Below are 19,057 nucleotides of genomic sequence, written 5' to 3'. Positions count from 1 at the left end.
CCGACCGGCATTCGCTCAGCAGACGTAGAACGTCTTGTTGGTGCTCTGGACGTCGGCGATCAACGGAATCGTCAAGAACGGGGTGCCGTTCTTGGAGATCTCCGGGGTATACCCCGGCATCGCCGGCTGCACGTCCCAGACGGCGGTGCTGAATCCGCACTCCGTCTTCCGGTACATCCCGTTCAGGAGGGCACCCTCCTGCCCGTTCTCCGTAGCGGGGATCAGATTCAGCTGAGTGCTGATCGGCTGGCTCTCACCTCCGGTGTACATCGCCCAGGCGACGCCCTGCTCGGACGAGTAGAAGGGGAACTCGTCACATTCCATGTCCTCGCCGTTCGGGCCCTTCGGCCGGGGACTTGGGCAGGCCGTCTGCCCGAAGCGCGCCTGGTCCAGCCAGTCGCGACTCCAGGACTTGACCTTCTCCGCGTTGCTGGCGTAGTTCTGGACCACCCACGCCGGGTTGCGCCGCAGACCCGCGTCATCGTTGCGGGCTGCACCGGCGGCATCCGCGATCGTCGGGAACAAGATCGCAATGTTCATGCACGGGTCGTCGAACATGCCGCCGCGGCGTGTCAGATCGAGGCACCGCTGAGCCGCGTCGTCCGCCTGGTCCTCCGTGATGCTCCAGCGTTCGCCCCTCCGGGTGTCCACGTAGTTCATGATCCGTTGCTTGATCGCCGAACGCGGACTGTCACCACGGAGCACCGAGCTGACCATGGAGGCGAGCTGCCGGTGCCCCACGTCGTTCGGGTGCCAGCTACCGGTACCGGGGTCGGAGTTACCGCTGCCGTCTTCGGACTGGCCGAGGACCGCCTCGGTCCACCGGGTGTCGTCGTCACCGGACGGGATGTTCATACAGGCCCAGTGCTTGCCGCCATCGCTGATGAGCCGCCACTTCAGCGTCGAGTTGAGGTAGCGGATGTTTACACCCTCGTCATGCACCTCGGAGACCGCCTTCATGGTCGCCGCGGTCAGGTTATGGGTCAGCTCGTTCAGGAAGACCTGAGTCTCGCCGCTCATGCCCCAGCACGTGCCGTTCGGCTCCTCGTCCGGGCGCATCTGCGGGTAGCCCACCACGACGATCTTCGCGTGCGGCGCGCGCTCGTGGATCGCGCGATACGTCGCCTTGAGCTTCGCCGGCAGCCAGTCCCGGATCAGTTTGGTCTCGTAGCGGTATAGCGGCTCCGGGTCGACCTTGCCGTTGTCGCGGGTGAGTTTGTAGTCGTCCAACTCGCACCCGTCGGCCAGCCGCAGGATGCAGCCCCGGATGACTTCGGCGAATCGAGCGTCGTTACCGCCGACCGAGATCGTCACGTGGGTGGTGTCCACGTCCAGGTACCCCTGGTCGACCTGGGTCATCTCGCCGTGCTGGAAGGCGGCCGACCCCCAGTCGGTATGCCCGCCGGAGTCCGAGGCGGCGGGCGGTTTGTTCACCGCCTCGGTCGCGACGCCGGCGGTCGTGGCGCCGGAACAGGCGATGAGCGCGAAGGACGCCTTGCCCTGCGCGGCCTGTTGCTCGATCGTCTCGCTGGCGCCGGGCAACTTGACGAGCCGCGGATAGGCCCCGTTTGTCGAGCGGTGGCAGGCGTTCTTGCTGGTCGGCCCGCCGTTCGTCCGCTTCAGGTCGCTGTTGCGGTCGTACGGTTTCGTGCCCTCACCCGATGAGTAGGAGTCCCCGAGCGCGACGTACTGGGCGGCCGGCTTCGACGTCGGCGTGAACGCCACCGCGTCGAAGATGATGCTGTCGCTGCCCATGCCGTCCGGGGTCTCGTTGGTCAGTGACACACTCGCCCGCCCGGCGAGCGGGAAGACTCCCAGATCAACCCAGCGGTTCTGTTGCCAGGTCTGATTCACCACCCGGTACCGGGTCTGCCCGTTTCCCAGGTTGATGACGTACTTCGCCTGCTGGGTCCAGGCTCCGTGGTCCGGGACGGAGACCTGGATTCGCGTCCAGCCGGTCATCGACTCGGCAAGCTTCCAGGTGCCGGTGACCTTCAACTTCCCGCCGAGATGCCCGGGTTCCCGGGTGTGGGCCCGCCAAAGGTGTGCCCCGAAGCCGGCACCGATCTGATGCAGGTCGACCTTCGACGGGTACAGCCCTCGGTAATCGGAGCCGAAGTTGAAGGTGAATTCCCCGCCTTCCGTCCAATCCCGCGCACACGGCCGTACGGCTGGCACCCGCTTTTCGACGTTGTCGATGACTCTCGCTCCGGCAAGCAGGCCCGCGGTGTCGCACTTCGGCGGGAAGCTGACGCCGTCATCCTGGTAGGCGTAACCCGGATCGAACCGCAGTACCTCATTGCCGCAGGTGTTACAGGCATTGCCGACCGGCGCCTTCCAGCCCACCGGGCCGTGGTACCAGCACCGCAGGTCGTAGAGTCCCTTGTCGTTCTTGTGCAGGCACGGCCCAGCCGGCTCGTTGGCGACGTCCGGGTCGTTCGGCTTCACTTTCGCGTTGGGGTCGCAGTCGTTCGACACGTTGCAGAACGTCTTGACGTCCGGCTTGACCCTGATGCGGTCGTCGACCGACGTCCACCATGCGGGCCGGTATCCGGCAACGTCCGTGGTCGGAGACTCGGCCGAGACGATCGGGTGCCCCGCCCATCCCAGGATCTTCTCCGGGTACGGCCACCTCTGCGGGTTACGGGTGTCGTCGTACGTGTACTCCAGGAACGCCTTCCGCTGCGGGTCGAAGCGCGGGTTGATCGGATTGTTCAGCCAGCCGACGCCCCAGGGCTCGTTGTCGGCCTTCTTCGGGTACATCCCCGAGTTGTAGGCCCAGAGCGCGAAGAACCAGTTCTCCAGGTGAGCCGGGTTGGCGTCGTGCACACGCAGGCCGGCGTTGTAGGTCTGGTTCCATTTGTCCTGGAGGATCCGCGCGCCCGCCGCGACATTGGCCGCGAAGTCCAGCGCGACGGCCCGCTGGATGTCGTAGTCCAGGGATGTCTCGACCTTGTTGCCGTCCGCGTCGGTCTTCTCCTTGCCGGCGAGCCGCATCCCGTCGGTGACCTGGGTGAGACCGTACCCGCAGTCGGATTTCGCCCAGTCGATGTCCCAGTCGTCTCCCTCATCGCTGTTGTAGATGTCCCGGCCGTAGAAGTTGCCGACCAGGGGGTTAGCCGTCACACCCGGCAGCGCGTACCGGGCGGCCTGCCACATGTTCGACTCCTGCGCGATGATGCCGAGCAGAATCTGTGGGGGAACCCGTCCACCGGTGACCAGTTCGATGCGGGGGAAATACTGCCGCAGCGTGTACTCCGGCATACCGAGGTTCTTCCAGTTCGCCGGCCGCTTGAGGTCCAGCGCGCCGGTGATGACCTGGTCGACGGCCCACTCCACCTGACGAGGCTTCGGCTGGATCGCCTGGTTCCGCGGATCGTTGCGCGGGACCGAGCAGTACCGCTCGTCGGTTCCCTCGGACGCCTCGGACGGCGAGCCGGCCGCGGCGGCCGCACGAGGAGCGCTCTGAGCCGCAGTACCCAGCGCGGGACTGGGGTGCCTACCCTCGGCTCCGGCCGCGTCTGCCTCGTCGGTGACCACGTCGAACCGGAGCGCCGAGCCGTTCGCCGAGACCGTCGCGTCGATGCGGACCGGTGCGGAAGCCGCCGGATCAACCTGCCGCAGCCGGGGGTCCTCGGTATCCGCCGACCGCACCCGGGTGAGGGCCAGATCGCCCGTGGCCGAGATCTCACTGCTTGCGGATACGGGGAGCCGGCGTACCCCGGCAGGAAGCGAGCCCTTGTCGGTGAGCGTACCGGTGAGGAATGACCGGCCTGCTGAACCGCGGACCAGTCCGACGTCGGCTTGGGCGCCCTCGGCGAGCTGGGTCGGCTTCGCGCTGGGCCGGCTGGCCAGACGCTTGACCCGGACGCGGTCCTTGGCGCTGTCCATGAAGGTAACGTTCCCGGAGGTATCGGGAACGAGGCGGAAGGGGACGCCGTCCGTGTCGGCCAGGCGCTTGATCTTGGCCGAGCGGTCCACCTCGACCAGCCTGCTGCCGCTTGCCGCGACGACCTTGTCACCCACCGGAACCGGCGAACTGAGTTCCGTGTCGAGCAGGATCGGCTTGGAGAGCTTCCCCTTCGCGGTATCGAGCGTGAACATCCGGCTCTGTACCGGCTGATCGGGATCGTCGATGCGCTCGCCGCCGTACTGGCTGAGGACGGCCGTCTCACCGGCGCCGCAACCGGGGTTGTAATACGCGAGGGAAGTCTGCACCGCCAGCTTCGTCACTGCGCCGGTCTTGAGATCGACCGTGGCGGTGAACCCACCGCGGTCGAAGAGGTTCGGCTTGTTGGTGAAGGTGCGCGGTGCGTAGACGACGACCAGCCGCCGCCCGGATCCCGTGAGACAGGCATTGCCGATCCAGGAGTCCGCCTCGAATCCCGGCTCCGCCAGTGTGGTGATGTTCTTCCAGGTGTATCCGCTTCGTGCCGTTGCGGCCAGGACGTGCAGACCGTCGGCGTCGCCGTTGACCGTCCAGGCGATGTCGGACGACGTTCGCCATCCGGACCCCAGGACCTTGTCACGCCGGCTCGGGTCGACGGAGTCCTTCTCCGGGGCCTCGCGTAGGTCCTGTGCCCTTGCCGAGTCGGGCGGCGTATCGGGGGAAGGAGCGGCGATGGCGGCCGTGGGAACGGTCCCGATCAGACTCAGGGCGAGCCCGATGATCGCCGCGTCGCGTAGGCGGCTCTTTTGATTGCGATGCATGGGTCCTTCCAGGTTTGCGAGAAGTGCGCCAACCACACGTCCAAGATCGTCAACTTGTTAGAAATCCCGGCACGGCTTCGTCGATGGCCAGCCCGAGTGACGGCGGGAGACATGCGGTACGGCGACGGCGGCGTCGCGCCACCGGCCCGCGCCAGCCAGGAACAGGTACGACAGGCAGCGGCGACGTTTCGCCAAGGGATCGAGGCCCGGCAGGTCGCGCGGCAGGTGTCGACGGTGTCGATCAAATCCGTGTACGGGTGCGGAGCGGTTGCCGAGTGGGCCCTGGCCTTCGAGGCTCAGGTCCAGAAGCCTGGACGCCAGGCTGGAAATGGACGTTCCACGGTGGGGCTGTCCGCGTAGGGACAGCCCCACCGTGCGTCAGTAGGCCGAGCGGTGGATGATCAGTACTTCTTGGTGCAGTCGAACTCGCTCCGCGGCGTATCGGGGCCCACGCCGCCGCACGCCCGCGCCGTGTACCCCTTGTCGTTCACCATTGCCGTCCAGGTCCTGTTGGTCGGCTGGGGTCCGCTGCCCGGGTGGTTGTGCCAGGCGATCTTGCGGCTCGTGGAGCCATTGAAGCTCTCCACGAAGAAGTTGTGATAGGCCCAACCGCGCGCCCAGGCGCTGCGGCACTGCGGGCTGTAGCGCAGCTCGAGCCGGTTTCCGGTCAGTGGGGCGCGCTCTTTGACGGCATAAACCGTGATCGCGTCGTCAGAACAGCGGTACCAGTTCGACTGGCCGCCTGGCGGTGTCCACTGGTAGTCGGGAGACGTGCCGTCGCAGTCACTGTTGCAATTGCGGTTCGCAGCTGCGGCCGCCGTGAGGGCCTCCACCGCGGCCGGGTCGACCGCCTCGATCACCGTGCCGTCCGACAGGGTCGCGGACCGCAGCGGTGGCTGCTCCGCCTCTGGGGCGACGTCCGCCGCGGCGCCGTCCTCCACCTCCGACGCGACAACCGGATCGCTGCTCGTGTCGGCGTGCGCGGCCGTGCCCGGCCCGAGCAGCACCGCGGCCCCCACAACGCCCGCTGCAACGAGCCGGGCGCCCCGGCTCGACAAGAATGAATGCGACATAACTGTTCCTCCCACCCGTTGCACCACGAGATTCGGTGCAGGGCAGCAGCCTATGGATCGTCCTCACTGCTTTGCGCAGTCGTCGCTGAGCACGCGATGAAGGTGCAATGACGTTTCCTGTGGGGCTGATCCAGGCAGTGCGAGGTCGCTGGCGACAGGAGCCATCGCGACTGTCGGCCGCCGCGAGACGAGCGAGGCATCTACCGGCTGTTCAGCGGATCTACGCCGCGACGTGTTACGACCTCGACGATCCGGACGGACAGTCGAACAGCGCGAAGTCGATCTTCCGAACGTAGGCGTCACCTGGTGGCTGCCGGAAGCTGAACCGCCAGCACTCCCGGTCGTCCGCCTCGAACTTTCCAGCCTCGGCGACGAACAACACGTCGACGTGGCCGCCAGGGCGGTCGCCATGCTCCACGTCGGAATCCATCACCTGGCCGCCGTTCTGCGCTGCGTATTTCTTCAACAGATCCACGATGGCCTCGGGTTGGTCCGCCGGCCGGTACCCGTCGCCGTGTACCTGCGTCCACTGCGCGGTCTGCTCCGCCTCACGCGCGAACCGGGGAGCACTGCAACCGGTGACCGCCGTGTTCACCAGCACGACAAGGCCCACGGCAAGCCATCGATCTCTCACCCGCGAATGATCGCACGGGAATTGCCCGTCTGGACCCCAATGCGTACGTACCGGGTGCCGCAATGACTGGAAGTCGGGGCCAGCCGCTGCGTACGAGTTCGTAGGCCTTCAATGCGGAGAAAACGGCCATAACGGCTGCAGTGTGCGGCGGTCATCTCGGCCGAGCCATTGATTCTCGTAACATTGAAACCGGCTAATAAGTGTTTTATGATGGCATTAGAGTGACGAGTAACACCACGGGGGATTAATTGAGTTACACGCTGTTAGGTCCTGTTACGGTCCGTTCGTTGGACGGCGGATACCTCCCGCTCGGACGCGGGCGGCAACGGAAAATCCTCGCCGCATTGCTGCTCAACGCGAATCGGCCGGTTTCCACCAACCGACTCATCGACGTCGTCTGGGGCGACGAGTCTCCGAGCACCGCTCGGCAGCAGACGCAGAATTCGATCGGGATGCTCAGGAGTGCTCTTGCCGCCGCGGGCGCTGAGTCCCGCATCCACCGTCAGTCCGCCACCTACACCCTGGAGATCGAAGAGGCGCAGATCGACAGCTTTGTTTTCCGTAGCCAATGCACACAGGCCCAGCGGGCGGTGGAATGCGGTGATGGAGACCGGGCGGCTCTGCACCTCGAGGAAGCGTTGGCGCTGTGGTGTGGGCCTGCTCTCGAGGACATCCACTCGGCCGCGCTCCTGGCCAACGCGGAAGAGCTCGAAGCACGACGGCTGGAAGCGGCGCAGGCGCTGGTGGCGACTCGATTCGAGCAGGGCCGGCACACTGAGATGATCGGCAAGTTGACCGTGTGGACGGCTGAATATCCGTATCATGAAGCGTTTCATCGCGCCCTCGCCGAGGCGCTGCAGGCCGCGTCCCGTGTGGGCGACGCCTTGCGGGTCCTCTCAGCGTTGCGGGAGCGCCTCGATCGCGAACTGAGCATCGGTCCGGAGCCGGCCACGCAGGACCTGGAGCTCCGGCTGGCAAACAGTCATGCCCTTGCTACCGGGGGGCAGGAGCCCGGGACGCGTGAGCTGATCGAAGCGCTGCGTGAGGTGACCCATCAGCTTTCAGCGGTCACCCGGATGATGTCGAAGGTGCCGCCCCTGCGGCGCTGACCGCACCGGGCGGCGCGGTGCGTGTACCCGGGGATCCGCCAGCCCGATCCGTGTTTGTTCAGGAGCGAGGGCTTGGTCTTGCCCTCGGCGAATGGCCCGCAAGCAGCGGGGGCCGGACCGCCATGCGGTCCGGCCCCCCAACTGACTACGACTTGCCTTGCGCCGCGACTCAGCGCTCGATGTCGCCCTTGATGAAGGCCTCGACCGCGTTCTTCGCGTCGTGGTCGTTGTACTGCACCGGCGGGGACTTCATGAAGTACGAGCTCGCCGACAGGATCGGGCCGCCGACGCCGCGGTCCTTGGCGATCTTCGCCGCGCGGACCGCGTCGATGATGACGCCGGCCGAGTTCGGCGAGTCCCACACCTCGAGCTTGAGCTCAGCGTTCAGCGGGGTGTCGCCGAAGCTGCGGCCCTCGAGCCGGATGTAGGCCCACTTGCGGTCGTCCAGCCACGGCACGTGGTCCGACGGGCCGATGTGCACGTCGCTCTTGGACATCTCGTGCGGGATCTGGGACGTCACCGACTGGGTCTTCGAGATCTTCTTCGACACCAGGCGCTTGCGCTCCAGCATGTTCATGAAGTCCATGTTGCCGCCGAAGTTGAGCTGGTACGTGCGCAGCAGCTCGACACCGCGGTCCTCGAACAGCTTCGCCAGCGCGCGGTGCACGATCGTGGCACCGACCTGGCTCTTGATGTCGTCGCCGACGATCGGCAGGCCGGCGTCGGTGAACTTCTGCGCCCAGACCGGGTCCGAGGCGATGAAGACCGGCAGGGCGTTGACGAACGCGCAACCGGCGTCGATCGCGGCCTGCGCGTAGAACTTGTCGGCCTCCTCGGAGCCCACCGGCAGGTAGGACACGACGACGTCGACCTCGGCGTCGCGCAGCGCCTGCACGACGTCGACCGGCTCGGCGGACGACTCCTCGATGATCTCGCGGTAGTACGTGCCGAGACCGTCGAAGGTCGGGCCGCGCTGGACGGTCACGCCGGTGGGCGCGACATCGGTCAGCGTGATCGTGTTGTTCTCGCTGGCGACGATCGCCTCGGCCAGGTCCATGCCGACCTTCTTGGCGTCCACATCGAACGCCGCGACGAACTTCACGTCGGATACGTGGTATTCGCCGAAGGTCACGTGCATGAGACCCGGCACGCGGTCGTTGGGGTCGGCTTCGCGGTAGTACTCCACGCCCTGCACGAGGGACGAGGCGCAGTTACCCACACCGACAATGGCGACGCGGACGGAGCCCATCGCGTTTGCCTCCTTGTTCATCACGGCCGGTCCTGATGCGGACGCGGGTCTTCGGGGGGTGTATCCCCTGCTGGGGAGCGGCCGGAGCGCTCGTTGGTGATGAGCTCCTCCAGCCAGCGGACCTCGCGCTCGCACGCATCCAGTCCGTGGCGTTGCAGTTCCAGGGTGTAGGCGTCGAGGCGGTCGGAGGCGCGCGCGAGCACGTCGCGCAGGCCTTCCCGGCGTTCCTCGATCCGGCGGCGGCGGCCTTCCAGGATCCGCAGCCGCGTCGCCCGGTCGGTCCGGGAGAAGAAGGCGAAATGCACGCCGAAGCCGGCGTCGTCGTAGGTCTCCGGGCCCGCCTGGGCGAGCAGATCGGCGAACCGTTCCTTGCCTTCGGCCGTGATTTTGTAGACAACCCGGCCACGACGGCTCGTCAACGGGGGAATGATCTCGCTGTCGGGGGTCTCGGCCGCGCCGATCCAGCCCGCGGTCTGCAGGCGCTTCAGGGTCGGGTACAGCGTGCCGTAGCTGATCGCGGCGCGGATCGTGCCGAGCTTGGTGGCAAGCTCCTTGCGCAGCTCATAGCCGTGCATCGAGGATTCCTGGAGCAGGCCGAGGATCGCTAGTTCCAACAACGTGCTCACCCCTTCACCTGTCTCGCACGATGTATCGGCCCGATACATCGTCACCGTAGATCGGGTTGCGCCGCGCCGCAAGGCCAGGCATGGTTGTGGAGTCGCCGCGCCACGCTGTGTGATGGCTGTCGCCGTACGGGTGTTGACCGCGTACTCTCTTCGCCATGCGCACGCAGCGGCAGGTCGTCGACTACTCGCTTCAGAAGCGAGCGCTGCTGCGCGACGTGCACAACGGCAAGGTCGGAACCCTCGAAGTCTGTGACGCCTCGCCGTACCTGAAAAACGCAGCTAGGTTCCATGGCGAGCCGACCGAAGATCGTTGCCCGGTCTGCCGTCGCGACAACCTCACCCTGGTCCACTACATCTACGGCGATGAACTCAAGCAGTCCGCCGGGCAGGCGCACAGGCTCGCTGAGCTGCCGGTAATGGCGATGACGCTGCGTGAGTTTCAGGTGTTCGTGGTGGAGGTGTGCCAATCCTGCGCGTGGAACCATCTGATCGAGCAGTACGTGCTCGGCAGGGACGCGCTCCAAGCCGACGAACTGGACCAGGGCGGGGCAGTCGCCTCGTCCGCCTCGGGCCGCCACCGCGAGACAGGGTCGTCGTCACAACGCCGGGAGGGCCGACAGTGATTGCTCTCAACGACGCTAACGTGGGCACGATCCTGACCGATACGGGCATCCAGCGCCGCAGTCGGTCAATTTTCACATCCGACAGGGCGGCTGCGGAGATGCAGCCCAGAATCGTCCGCCCGTGGCAGCGCCTCCGAAGCCCCTCCAGGGCTTCTCTGGCGAGCCACCGCGACCGGCAGGTGTGACCGAATGAACTCGTACGGCGATCCGCAGTCTGCGCGTGCCCGGGCCCGAGTGCCCGGGCCGTCCGCTGCTTCCACGCCTGACGACGGCCAGTCCGGCTACGACGACCGCCCCGCTCCCGACGCCTACCGGCGTCCGGCCGGCGGCCGCGCGAGCGTCGGCGGCGGCATGTCGCGCGGCGCGGCCCCCGTCGGTGCGGCGGCACCCGGGCGTGCCTCCGTCGGTGCCGGGCGTGCCTCCGTCGGTGCCGGCACCGTCGGCTCCGCCCGGGTCGGCGGCCGGGCATCGGTCGGCGCTGTCGACGACGGCCCGGGGTACGGCAGCGGCGCGGTCGCACGCGCCGCGGTGCGGCCGGTCCCCCCGAGCGTCGGCGGCGGGCCGGGCGTGCCCGGACAGGGCCCCCGGGGTAGCGCGGCCAAGATCCTGAACAAGGCGTCCAAGCGCCGCCGCCGGATGAACATCCTGACCGCGGCCGCGGCCGTGCTGGTCATCCTGGCCGGCGCCGGCGTGGTCGGCGGCACCTACTTCTTCGACAGCGTCACCTTCGAGGAGCCCGCCGCCGAGACGCAGACCACTCAGCTGCTCGCGAGCGACAACAAGACGGTGATCGCCTCGCTCGGCCAGTTCAACCGGTCGATCGTCCCGGACTCCAGCATCAACCCGCTGATCAAGCTCGCGGTGGTCTCGGCCGAGGACAAGGGCTTCTACGACCACAACGGCATCGACATGAAGGGCATCGCCCGCGCCGCGTGGAACAACTTCACCGGCGGCGACACCCAGGGTGCCTCCACGATCACCCAGCAGTACGCGCGGTACGCCGCGAAGCTGAAGGAGATCAGCTACAACCGTAAGCTCCGCGAGGCGGTCATCGCCCGCAAGATGGAGGACGAGTACTCCAAGGACCAGATCCTCGGTCGCTACCTCAACTCCGTGTACTTCGGTCGCGGCGCCTACGGCATCGAGGCCGCGGTCAAGGCTTACTTCGGGGCCAGCCGTTCGGCGCTGACTCCGATCGGTAAGCCTGGGGCGATCACCGCCGGCGAGGCCGCGATCCTCGCCTCGGTCATCAAGCAGCCGGAGCCGACGGCCACGCACAGGGGCTACGACCCGGGCAACAACCTCCCGGACGCCCAGGATCGGTGGCGGTACACCGTCGGCAACATGGCCGAGCTGGGGCTGCCCGCCGGCCTGCCGGCGGCCGCCGTGCCGGCCGGCATCAACCCGCCGACGGAATATCCCGCGCAGGCAGCCAAGGGCAAGCCGGGATGGATCAAGTTCGACCCCGACAAGTGCACCACCACCTGCGCCAACAACAAGCCCAGCGCCAAGATCGTCAAGTACGTGAAGCGCGAGCTGCGCGCCATGAACATCACCGACGCTCAGCTGAACGAGGGTGGTCTGCAGATCAAGACCACGATCGACCCCGAAGTGCAGAAGGCTGCGGAGAAGGCGGCCAACCGCGCCAGCGAGAGGTCGCCGCTGCACGACATGGCCGAGACCTACAAGTCGGCGCTGGTCTCCATCGACCCGGAGACCGGCCGGGTCCTGGCGTACTACGGCGGCCCCGAGGCGGCGAACTGGGACTACGCGGGGCCGAACTACACCGACGACGGCAAGACCTTCATCGGTGGCGGCCGGCCCCCGGGCTCGACGTTCAAGATCTACACGCTGCTCGCGGCGCTGAGCGACGGCTACGGCATGGACACCATCTGGGACTCCACGAAGGAGAAGGTCAACGGCGGCGGAAAGATCAACAACTCCGGCCGTGAGGGCGGCAGCCTCAAGTGCCCGCCTAAGGCATGTGATCTCGAGACCTCGGTCGAGCAGTCCTACAACTTCACCTTCTACTGGCTCGCCGACGCGCTCGGCCCGGAGAAGGTCATCGAGGTCGCGCACAAGGCCGGCATCCAGCTGATTGCCGACCCGGAAACCACCGCCCGCTACGACCTCAACAAGGTTAAGGGCGAGGAGCTCAAGAAGAAGGGCTACGGCCGCGAGGTCGGCTTCGGCCAGTACGCGATCACCGCGCTTGACCACGCCAGCGGCGTCGCCACGATCGCCAACAACGGCGTCTACCACAAGGCGCACTTCGTCCGGTCGGTCTCCGCTCGCGACGCGAAGACCGGCAAGTTCGCGCCGATCAAGGGCAAGGCCGAGAAGCTCAAGGGCGTGACGGCGTTCAGCCCGGACGTCGCGGCGGCCGTGCAGGACGTGATGCAGAAGATCCCCGGCATCAACGGCATCAACCTCGCCAACGGCCGCAAGGCGATCGGCAAGACCGGCACCTGGGAGTTCGACCCCGCCAAGGGCAAGCCAGGGGACAACGGTGACGCCTGGATGGTCGGCGGCACCAGGGAGCTCGCGGCGGCGGTCTGGGTCGGCCGCGAGAAGGTGAACAAGAAGACCAAACAGATGGAACTGCTGCCGATCTACAAGCCCGGCGGCAAGCCCATGAACGGCGGCTCGATCCCCGGCGACATCTGGAAGTTGTTCCTGGACGAGGCGTCGAAGGAGATCAAGGGCGACGCGAAGCCCTTCCTGCCGAACTCGACCAACTTCGTCGACTCGAGCAAGAAGGGCAACGGCATCCCGCCGCCGCCCAAGCTTGAGCTGCCGGACAACCCGGCCTGCCTGGTGTTCCCGGAGCAGTGCCAGAACGGGAACAACGGCAACAACGGCAATAACGGAAACAACGGCAACAACGGGAACAACGGCAACAACACGCCGACCCTCCCGGGCTTCCCGACGTTCCCCGGTAACGACACCGGAACCGGCGGCGGCCAGGACGACACCGACGACGGCGACTGAGCCACAGTCACACCGGCGGCGCCCCTCTCCTCGCGGAGATGGGCGCCGTCGGCGTTTCGTGCCCTTGTAGCCGGACTGTGCCGGAGGGCGGCGCCTGTCCGGCCGGATGATGCGGCATGATGCCAAAGCATGAGCGCGCCTTCGTCTCCGGAGACCGACCGGCAAGACCTGCCCGCCGAATCGGACGGCTTCGTCCGAGGGCTGTCGCAGGCGATCGGCGGGCCGCTCGGCGACCACGCCGTACGTCCCGGGGCCCGGCCCGGCCGGTTCTGGAACGCGCAGCGGATCATCCTCGCGCTGACCTGCCTGATGCTCGCGTTCAGCTGGGTGCAGAAGTCGCCCTGCCAGGACGGCGACTGGCAGAAGAACGTCCAGTACACCCGGTTCTGCTACACCGACGTGCTGGCGCTGTACTACGCCGAGGGGCTCAACGAGGGCAAGGTGCCGTACAAGGACCACCCGGTGGAGTACCCGGTCGTCACGGGCTACTTCATGGGCGCGCTCGGCCTGCCGGTGCACGCGCTCGGGCAGAAGTACCCGGAGATCAACCAGGGTAAGTGGTTCTACAACGCCAACGCCCTGGTCCTGTCGGCGCTCGCGGTGGCCTCCGTTGCGATGATCCTCGCCCTGCGCCGCCGCCGGCCCTGGGACGCCGCGATCTTCGCGCTGTCACCGATCCTGCTCGTCACGGCGACCGTCAACTGGGACTTTCTAGCTATCTTCCTGGCCATGTTCGGGCTCTACGCCTGGGCCAGACGATGGCCGGTGCTGGCCGGCATCCTGCTCGGCCTCGGCGGCGCGGCGAAGCTCTGGCCGCTGTTCATCCTGGGGCCGTTGGTGGTGCTCGGCCTGCGCTCGAAGCGGCTGCCGCAGGCGCTGTTCGCGGTTGGCTCGGCCATCGCGGTCTGGGTGGCCGTCAATCTCCCGGTCGCCGTCTTCTATCGAAGCAGTTGGGACAGGTTCTTCCAGCTCAACCACGACCGGCCGATCGACTGGGGCACGCTCTGGTACATCGGGCGCTATCTGGACACGAAGTGGAACACCGGCGTGGCCGGCGACCAGGGCCCGTTCCAATGGCTCAGCGACCACGTCCCGGTCCTCAACTACCTCACGTACGGGCTGACGTTGACGGCCTGCGCGGCGATCGGGGTGCTCTGCCTGCTCGCGCCGCGTCGTCCCCGGGTATCGCAGGTCGTGTTCCTGGTGGTGGCGGCATTCCTGATCTTCAGCAAGGTCTGGTCGCAGCAGTACGTGCTCTGGCTGCTCCCGCTGATCGTGCTGGCGCGTCCGCGCTGGGGGGCGATCCTGGCCTGGTCGGTGGCGGAGATCGGCTACTTCACGGCGTTCTACGCGGAGTTGCTGGGCGCCGGCGGTAAGCCGGTGATCCCGGAGGGGACGTTCGTGCTCGCCTCGAGCCTGCGGCTGATCACGGTGGCGGTCCTCTGCGGGCTGGTGATCCGGGAGATCTGGCGGCCCGAGCTCGACCCGGTCCGGCGGACCTATGCCGACGACCCGGATGGTGGGGTGTTCGACGGGGCGCCGGATGCGGGTTGGGTGTCGTCGTTGCGGCAAGGGCTTCGGCTGGAGCCGCGGCCTTCCGGCCCGGGGTTCCTGCCGGAACACGCGCCGCCACCTCCTTCGGCGCCTGCCGCGGTGGGCTGACCGCCGCGGCGGGGACCTTGCTGACGGATACTTCGATATCGTAGTATCCGAAAACGTGAAGTCCGAATCCGTACCATTGGGTGGTGGCTCGGGGCTGCTTGCCTTGCAGCGTGCGACCCACGCCACCCTGCAGAGGATCGCCGCTGAGCTTGTTGACCTCGATCTGACCGCTTCCGAGATCAACGCGTTGGGCAACCTCGCCGACGGGCGGGGGCGGACGGTGTCGCAGCTGGGTGCCGCGGTCGGGGCCCGGCCTACCACGCTGACCAGTGTGTTGGACCGGCTGGAGCGGCGCGGGCACATCACCCGGGGCACGCGTGCCGGGGATCGACGGTCTGTGCTCATCGAGCTCACCGACTCTGGGCGCGCGGCTGCCGCGGTCATCACCCGGACCCTGGCCGATATCGAGGACCGCGCGCTGGACGGGCTGCCTGCCGAGGCGATCGCCGGCTTCTACGCCGTTCTCGACGCGTTGGTCAAGGAGCGGGCGTGACCGATCAGAGTCCGCATTCTGAGCCTGCGGTACATCGCCAAGAGCTACTCGAGGCGGTGTCCGTTCCGGAGGGGCCTTCGCCCGACGGCGGCGGCATGGACCTTGCTGGGCGTGGTGCGGAGCACGTTGGGCGCGGTGCGGAGTCTGGCCGGGGCGCGGAGCACATCGGGCGTGGTGCGGAGCACGTTGGGCGCGGTGCGGAGTCTGGCCGGGGCGCGGAGCACGCCGGGCGTGGCGCGGAGCTTGGCCGGGGCACGGAGCATGTTGGGCGTGGTGCGGAGCATGCTGGCCGCGGTGTCGAATCCTTGTCGTTCGACGAGCTGATGGGAGAGGTGATGGCTGGTGTCGAGCGGTTCGGTCACCGCCAGCACGTTCAGCTCACCTGGCTGGCCGTGCGACGGCTCGGAACCAGTGCTGCGGTCGATCTGATCAGTGATGGCATCCAGCGGACCGCCCGTTACGCGGGGGCGCCGCAGAAGTACAACGCCACTGTCAGCCGGGCCTGGGTCGAGGTGGTGGGCCACCACGCCGGGCGATCGGATGCCGTCGACTTCGACGCCTTCGCCGACCAGCACCCGGCGTTGCTCGACAAGAGGCTGCTTGCCCGCTTCTACCGGTCCTCGACGCTGGCAAGCGGCCTGGCCCGGAACGGCTGGGTCGAACCGGACCTCGCACCCTTCCCCTGGCGGCAAGCCGGCAGATGAGACGGGGCGGTGATCGGCCGAGACCGGCGAGGTGACGCTGCACTGCGGAGGCGGTAGCCGTCGACAACGGTCACCGCCGCCCGTTCGCCGTCCGGCGCGTCGAGCCGCTCTCAGTTCAGGCGGAAGACCACGGTGTCGTTGTCGAGGTCCTCGCGGCGGATGCCGAGGGCGTCCACCGGAACGTCGCCCGCGCGTTCCCAGGGGGTGCCGGCTACCTGTTTGCGCAGCAGCACCACCGTGGTGATCCGCTGGGTGCGGAGGTACTCGACGCTGGCCGCGTCCGGGAACGTCGCGACCGAGCGGCGCAGTTCGGACTGGCGCTGCGGGGCGAAGCCGCCGCTGCCGTTCGCCAGCTCCTGGAACCGGGTGCTGGACCAGAGCATGACGGTCTGGTCGGACAGGGCGGCGGTCGGCAGGACCAGCATCGGCCCGGTGATCGTCCGCATCGCGGGTGGCTGTTCCGGCACGACCGGGTGCGAGATGGCGCTCCAAGACTCGACCAGCAAGAGCAGCAGCGGTACGAAGGTCGCCAGGCGCAGCCACGGCCCGGGCCAGGGCGGCATCCGGTGCGCGGCAAAGTGCTCGACCCGGCGGACGAACTCGGCGACGGCACCGGCGGCCAGAATCGCGAGCAGCAGGGTCACCCAGAACATCAACCGGCCGGGGATCCGCACGCCGAACGAGGCCGGCAGGTGGCCGAAGAGCGGCAGGTAGGTCCAGCGGCCCTCGAAGAACGTGGAACCGATGGTGAAGACCACGCCGACCACGACGGCGGTGAGCAGGAGCAGCCGCTGCCAGATGCGCCAGATGGAGAAGACCAGGCCGACCAGCGCGAGCGCATAGAGGACGAACCCCGGCAGCAGCGTCATCTCGGGCGGCCAGCCGAGCGACTCCCGGGCAACGGCGTGCGGGGCACCCCAGATTCTCGATTCGGCCGGGCCGATCAGCAGGCTACGGAGCGGCGGCGAGAAGAACCGGATCTCCGTCGCCGCGGGACCGTAGTCCGGCACCCGCAGGTACGGCAGCGCGATGACGGCGCCGACGCCGACGAAGATCAGCATGCCCAGCCCGTCGGTGACCAGCAGCCGCCAGCCCAGCACCGGCCGCGGTGACCGGCGGCGCAGGCGACGGACCAGCACCGCGACCGCGACGATCACGATGATGAGGGCGAGCACGTACGCGAACGGCAGGCCGAGGGAGAAGCCGAGACCGAGCTGCCAGATCGCGATGATCCAGCCCGCCACGGCCCAGCCCACGTGCCGCCGATCCGGGCGGAAGCCGTACCGCATGGACCAGCCGTGTCCCCGGGCGAGCATCGCCAGGGCCAGCGGGATGCCGCCCGCGGAGATGATGTCGAGGTGCCCCTCCTGGGCCAGCCGCCACGGCGCGTAAGCGAGTGCAACAGCGCCGACGATCGCGCCGGTGCGTCCGGCGCCGAGTTGCCGGATCAGGGCGTAGCCGCCGATGGTGAGCAGGGCGTGTGCCAGCACGAAGAGGATGTTGTAGCGCAGGACGGCCGCGAGCGGGCCCTCGCCGAGCAGGCCGGCGGGCGCGTAGCCGAGCAGGTGGTCGCCGAACGCGAAGCTGTACGGCTCGGGGAAGTAAGCGTTCGCCTGCCAGAGCCGGGCTGGATCGGTGATCAGGATGTGGCCCGCCCAGGAGACCTGCCAGGCCTGTCGCGAGGGATCCCAGACGTCGTGCGGGAACGTGTGCAGGGGGTAGCGCAGGGCCGGCCAGGTCACCAGCACGGCGAGCAGCAGCGAACCGTAGATGACCAGCGCGTACTCGTGGGTCAGGCCGCGACCGACGGCCCGGGCGGTGCGGCGGATGCGGCCCGGGCCGCGCTCGGAGGTCTGGGCGAACGCGGTCCAGGGGTCCGGCGGGGCGCCCGGCGGACGGAGCGACGGCAGCTTCGGCTTGCGCCGACGGTTGCCGGTCGCGTTCTCGGCGCCACCTTGCGTCCCGGCCTGGGATTGATCACCAGGCTTGGGTTCGGCTTCGGTCTTACCGCCGACCGAGGTCTCCGGGCTCGGACCCGCGCCGACCGCTTTCGCCTGGCCAGGGGTCTCGCCGGAACCTGTGGCCCGTCCTGGGCCTTCGGCGGCCTTGGTCTCAGTCGCGGTCTTGCTGGCCTTGGTTTCGCCGACCTTGGTTGCCTCGGTCGCGGTGCTGCCAGCCTTGGCTACATCGGTCGCGGTGCTGCCAGCCTTGGTTGCTTCAGTCGTGGTGCTGCCAGCCTTGGTTGCTTCGGCCTTGGTTTCGCCGGCCTTGGGCGCCTCGACCGCAGTCTTGCCAGTCATGGTCTCGTCGGTCGCCGCAGCGCCGGTCCTGGTCTTGCCAGTCGCGGTCTCGTCGGCATTAGACGTCTCGGTTGCCGTAGCACCGGCCTTGGTTTCGCCGGTCGCGGCAGTTCCGGCCTTGGTTTCGTCAGTCGCAGTCTTGCCAGGCTTGGTTTCGCGGACTGGTGTCATGCCTGCGGCGGACTTGAGGGCCGACTCTGCGGCGGCCGTCGTGCCGCCTTCGGTCGCCGGACCGGGCCCGTCGCCGGGCCTGGCGGGGGCGGCGGGGGCGGGTGTCGAGCCGTTTGCGGGAAATTCGAGATCAGCCTGCGTGGAACTCGCCACGGTGGACAGTCGTGCCGGTGCCGGTGCCGGTGCCGGTGCCGTCGGGTTGGCGGGTGGCGGGACCGCGGGCCGCAGAACCCCGGTGGCCACGGATTTGCTCTTGGCGCCGAACCCTCTACGAAGACCTGCCCATCGCCGGACACGCTTCGGCACCGCGGCGCCACCCTCGGAGGACTCGGACGCCTGCGCTCCAGCGGCCGGCGACCCAGCCGGCGATTCGGGTTCGCCAAGCGGCGAGGTTCCGATGGGTGATGTCGCCCCGGAGGGCGGCGCCGTTTTGGAGGGCGGTGCGGCCGCGGCGGGCGGGGCCGTCTCGGTGGGTGGCACCGACTCGGTGGATCGTGCCGTTCCGGTGGGTGGTGCCGATTCATTGGTTGGTGCGGATCCGGGAGACGCCGCGGACTTGCCGGGTGGCGTGGAGTCGGTGGGAGGCGCGGATTCCGTGGATTCGGCAGCGAGGGGAGACACGCCGGGCGCGTCTCCGGTCGCACCGCGAGGCACGGGACCGGACGCGGCGGGATCAGGCGCGGCGTTTCCGGGCGCGGCGTCTTTGGACGCG

General features: G+C 68.1%; 13 protein-coding genes. 7 read left to right on the top strand and 6 right to left on the bottom strand.

Going from position 1 to position 19,057, the window contains the following annotated elements; all coding sequences use genetic code 11:
• Positions 1 to 15: 15 nt before the first annotated feature.
• Positions 16 to 4,710 carry a hypothetical protein gene (locus ACIBSW_RS36455; protein ID WP_354726355.1) on the bottom strand — a complete coding sequence of 1,565 codons (4,695 nt, stop codon included), beginning with the start codon at positions 4,708 to 4,710 and terminating at the stop codon, positions 16 to 18.
• A 111-nt stretch (positions 4,711 to 4,821) separates the two neighbouring features.
• Between ACIBSW_RS36455 and ACIBSW_RS36450 the strand changes: the two genes are divergently transcribed.
• Complete coding sequence (locus ACIBSW_RS36450) at positions 4,822 to 5,070, top strand: hypothetical protein (protein WP_354726357.1); 249 nt, start codon at positions 4,822 to 4,824, stop codon at positions 5,068 to 5,070.
• A gap of 41 nt (positions 5,071 to 5,111) precedes the next feature.
• On the opposite strand, the gene ACIBSW_RS36445 is transcribed toward ACIBSW_RS36450, so the two are convergent.
• Both ACIBSW_RS36445 and ACIBSW_RS36440 read right to left on the bottom strand, forming a co-directional pair.
• Positions 5,112 to 5,783, bottom strand: a complete 672-nt coding sequence (locus tag ACIBSW_RS36445; RefSeq protein WP_354726359.1) for a DUF2690 domain-containing protein — start codon at positions 5,781 to 5,783, stop codon at positions 5,112 to 5,114.
• A 235-nt stretch (positions 5,784 to 6,018) separates the two neighbouring features.
• Entirely contained in the window at positions 6,019 to 6,396 is a 378-nt protein-coding gene (locus ACIBSW_RS36440; RefSeq protein ID WP_354726361.1) for a hypothetical protein, read from the bottom strand.
• A gap of 308 nt (positions 6,397 to 6,704) precedes the next feature.
• On the opposite strand from ACIBSW_RS36440, the gene ACIBSW_RS36435 reads away from it, so the two are divergent.
• Positions 6,705 to 7,526 (top strand): BTAD domain-containing putative transcriptional regulator, encoded by an 822-nt coding sequence (locus ACIBSW_RS36435; RefSeq protein WP_354726363.1) that lies wholly within the window; start codon positions 6,705 to 6,707, stop codon positions 7,524 to 7,526.
• A gap of 169 nt (positions 7,527 to 7,695) precedes the next feature.
• Here the strand turns inward: ACIBSW_RS36435 and ACIBSW_RS36430 are convergent, their stop codons facing one another.
• Together ACIBSW_RS36430 and ACIBSW_RS36425 are read right to left on the bottom strand one after the other, a co-directional pair.
• Positions 7,696 to 8,775, bottom strand: a complete 1,080-nt coding sequence (locus tag ACIBSW_RS36430; protein ID WP_354726385.1) for an inositol-3-phosphate synthase — start codon at positions 8,773 to 8,775, stop codon at positions 7,696 to 7,698.
• A gap of 20 nt (positions 8,776 to 8,795) precedes the next feature.
• Entirely contained in the window at positions 8,796 to 9,392 is a 597-nt protein-coding gene (locus tag ACIBSW_RS36425) for a PadR family transcriptional regulator (protein ID WP_354726387.1), read from the bottom strand.
• A 164-nt stretch (positions 9,393 to 9,556) separates the two neighbouring features.
• Here ACIBSW_RS36425 and ACIBSW_RS36420 point away from each other — a divergent pair, with 164 nt between their 5' ends.
• The 5 genes from ACIBSW_RS36420 (at position 9,557) to ACIBSW_RS36400 (ending at position 15,874) form a co-directional block, all read left to right on the top strand.
• Complete coding sequence (locus ACIBSW_RS36420) at positions 9,557 to 10,024, top strand: DUF5318 domain-containing protein (protein WP_354726365.1); 468 nt, start codon at positions 9,557 to 9,559, stop codon at positions 10,022 to 10,024.
• Between the two features lie 189 nt (positions 10,025 to 10,213).
• The gene (locus ACIBSW_RS36415) at positions 10,214 to 13,015 is read left to right on the top strand and encodes a transglycosylase domain-containing protein (protein ID WP_354726367.1); all 2,802 of its coding nucleotides are present in this window, start codon (positions 10,214 to 10,216) and stop codon (positions 13,013 to 13,015) included.
• Positions 13,016 to 13,144: 129 nt separating this feature from the next.
• Complete coding sequence (locus ACIBSW_RS36410) at positions 13,145 to 14,677, top strand: glycosyltransferase 87 family protein (protein ID WP_354726369.1); 1,533 nt, start codon at positions 13,145 to 13,147, stop codon at positions 14,675 to 14,677.
• A 55-nt stretch (positions 14,678 to 14,732) separates the two neighbouring features.
• Positions 14,733 to 15,170, top strand: a complete 438-nt coding sequence (locus ACIBSW_RS36405; protein WP_354726371.1) for a MarR family transcriptional regulator — start codon at positions 14,733 to 14,735, stop codon at positions 15,168 to 15,170.
• A gap of 305 nt (positions 15,171 to 15,475) precedes the next feature.
• Positions 15,476 to 15,874 (top strand): hypothetical protein, encoded by a 399-nt coding sequence (locus ACIBSW_RS36400; protein ID WP_354726373.1) that lies wholly within the window; start codon positions 15,476 to 15,478, stop codon positions 15,872 to 15,874.
• A 110-nt stretch (positions 15,875 to 15,984) separates the two neighbouring features.
• Here ACIBSW_RS36400 and ACIBSW_RS36395 read toward each other — a convergent pair whose 3' ends face one another.
• The gene (locus ACIBSW_RS36395; RefSeq protein WP_354726375.1) at positions 15,985 to 18,174 is read right to left on the bottom strand and encodes a hypothetical protein; all 2,190 of its coding nucleotides are present in this window, start codon (positions 18,172 to 18,174) and stop codon (positions 15,985 to 15,987) included.
• Between the last annotated feature and the right edge of the window lie 883 nt (positions 18,175 to 19,057).

The sequence above is a fragment of the Actinoplanes sp. NPDC049668 genome (assembly GCF_044465445.1).
GTDB lineage: Bacteria > Actinomycetota > Actinomycetes > Mycobacteriales > Micromonosporaceae > Actinoplanes.
Note: the sequence above shows the minus strand (reverse complement) of the source record. Positions and strands in the feature narration are given on the sequence as shown.

What these genes read in the sequence shown, in the direction of transcription:
- ACIBSW_RS36445 (WP_354726359.1), bottom strand. Translation starts at nt 5,783, where the DNA reads ATGTCGCATTCATTCTTGTCGAGCCGGGGCGCCCGGCTCGTTGCAGCG.
- ACIBSW_RS36420 (WP_354726365.1), top strand. Translation starts at nt 9,557, where the DNA reads ATGCGCACGCAGCGGCAGGTCGTCGACTACTCGCTTCAGAAGCGAGCG.
- ACIBSW_RS36430 (WP_354726385.1), bottom strand. Translation starts at nt 8,775, where the DNA reads ATGGGCTCCGTCCGCGTCGCCATTGTCGGTGTGGGTAACTGCGCCTCG.
- ACIBSW_RS36455 (WP_354726355.1), bottom strand. Translation starts at nt 4,710, where the DNA reads ATGCATCGCAATCAAAAGAGCCGCCTACGCGACGCGGCGATCATCGGG.
- ACIBSW_RS36415 (WP_354726367.1), top strand. Translation starts at nt 10,214, where the DNA reads ATGAACTCGTACGGCGATCCGCAGTCTGCGCGTGCCCGGGCCCGAGTG.
- ACIBSW_RS36410 (WP_354726369.1), top strand. Translation starts at nt 13,145, where the DNA reads ATGAGCGCGCCTTCGTCTCCGGAGACCGACCGGCAAGACCTGCCCGCC.
- ACIBSW_RS36395 (WP_354726375.1), bottom strand. Translation starts at nt 18,174, where the DNA reads ATGACTGGCAAGACTGCGGTCGAGGCGCCCAAGGCCGGCGAAACCAAG.
- ACIBSW_RS36450 (WP_354726357.1), top strand. Translation starts at nt 4,822, where the DNA reads ATGCGGTACGGCGACGGCGGCGTCGCGCCACCGGCCCGCGCCAGCCAG.